1 protein-coding gene is annotated in these 1,978 nt (G+C 59.9%); it reads left to right on the top strand.

All coding sequences use genetic code 11. The features are described 5' to 3' along the window. Positions 1–1,072: 1,072 nt before the first annotated feature. Positions 1,073–1,978 (top strand): hypothetical protein (locus tag EN893_RS31320; protein WP_128362069.1); only part of this gene is annotated, 906 nt, incomplete at its 3' end.

Here is a 1,978-nt window from a genome sequence, read left to right as displayed (position 1 = left end):
GCTCTGCACCAAGCGCCGCCGTAACCGACGAGGAACGACTGCGCTGCCGGAGTGGAGGTGCAAGCTCGTCGGTTGGATCCTAGACATGGCAACCTCTTCCATTAGCATTGATGCCCATCACGCCAGTGACGTCGAACCATCAAAGCGTAGCACGACGGTTTGCGCATTCGTGTCAGGATCAACACATCCAAGCAGTCGAGAGCCAGGGCGGCTGGGGCGATGCGTAGCGCCTGCATCTTAGGATGCCGTGCCTAACCGCCCTGCGGAAGCTCCGATTGAGCGCGGGCTTGTCGCGACCGGCGCTTCCATTGGGGCGGTGAAGCCAATGTATCCGCCGTGCGGAGGATGGCGCCAGCCTACAAGCCTGCGCTCGGCCGGCATCCTACGGCCGGCGCTGGCGACGTCGGCTCTACGGGCCGAGCTGAAGCCCCTCTGCTGCAGCGAGCCGTTCGCCGATCCGGGGGGACTTCGGGCTAGGTCGGCGAGGTTCTAACGTGGTCTATCCAACAGCTCGTTATCTACCGACGAGCGGCCACCTCAAGAACAGTCTCTGACCACGCCCTCCTTCCCGGGCCCCACAAAAGCCAGTCGGGCTGCCGCACATCGCACTAAGCTACGGACGAAGAACGAAAATCGACGATCTTGGGAGGTGCAGCAAAGACCCGCACCTCGCGAAAATGCGGCATAACCACTTGAAACAACACAACCGATCGACGCCGCACCTCGCGGCCTTTTATCTCGCCATCGTTCTTCGGTCGTATTTCGTGGCTCTCGCTCGATAGCACCAAAACTCGCTCTGCCACGCGGGAATACCCGGGTGTCCCCTGTTGCGCTAAGAACTACGAAAGGAGGCGGATCGCTTCTAGAGCATACCGCTGATGTGCACTGAGAGCGCCGCTTCAGCCGCAGCCGATCTGAAGCCGCCTTGATGACGAGAGCGCATCTCTGGCACGATCGCGGGCACGTCGGAGTCGCCAGATTTGACCTTAGATGGCACTGGCCGGCGTGTCATATCGACACTGCGAAGGCGTGCCAAAAGCAGTCTGGCTGAACAAAATGGAGATAAGCCGCCGTGTGGCAGAATGACATTCTTGTGTTGCCTGACGATCTGATTGCGTTCGCCTGGTCTGCACCGATGCGGGACTTGGCGGCAAAGCTCGAACTGTCCGACGTCGGGCTAAAGAAGCTGCTGACGCGAAGCGGAGTAGCGTCGCCGCCGCAAGGTTATTGGAACAAAATCCGTGCCGGAAAGAGGGTGCCATCAGTACCCAAGGCGCCACCGCGGCGCCCCGGTGAACTGGGTCGAGTAGGTGTCGACGGCCGCTTCAAAAAGGTGCTGCCTATTGCCGCCCCTCTTGCATCCAATGGGCCATTTGCGTCCGCCCTGGTTCCAGAAGACCTCGACGAACTCCACGCACAAGAGTTGAAGGCGATTGGCAAAGTCTCTGTCCCGCAGACGTTGGACAGGCCCCACAAAGGGCTCGTTCAACTGCTCAAGCAGGAGCAGCGCCGCCGCGACAAAAATGCAGAGCGTGAGTGGAGCTTTGACGAACCCAAGTTCGACAATCCACTAGGCAAGCGGCGGCTGAAAATCTTCAATGCGCTGTTTTTGGCGCTCAGCAAGCGTGGCCATGACGGTGATGCCTACGAGCGCGATGGCGAAGTTCATGCGCGAGCAACCATCGGCGATTCCTATCTTGGTTTGGACATTGGAATAGTCGGTAGCCACCGCACCGTGCGTCAGCATGGGTACCTGCGGCCGGCGCCAGACCTGCCAGCATCAACCCTTATCGCGCTGCGGATCGATCCAGGTTTCGATCGCAAGAATACGGTTTCTTGGCAGGATGACGGTGACGCCAAGCTTGAGTCAAAGATCGCTGAGATTGCGGCTGCGATCATCGTGGCGGGCGAGAAAAAGTTCAGAGCTAGCCTGCGGGAAGCCGAGGAGCGCGCAGAGCGGGAGCGGATCGAAAAGGAA

This window comes from Mesorhizobium sp. M7A.F.Ca.CA.004.04.2.1 (assembly GCF_004022825.1).
Classification (GTDB): Bacteria; Pseudomonadota; Alphaproteobacteria; order Rhizobiales; family Rhizobiaceae; genus Mesorhizobium.
This window is presented reverse-complemented; position numbering and strand designations above follow the sequence as displayed.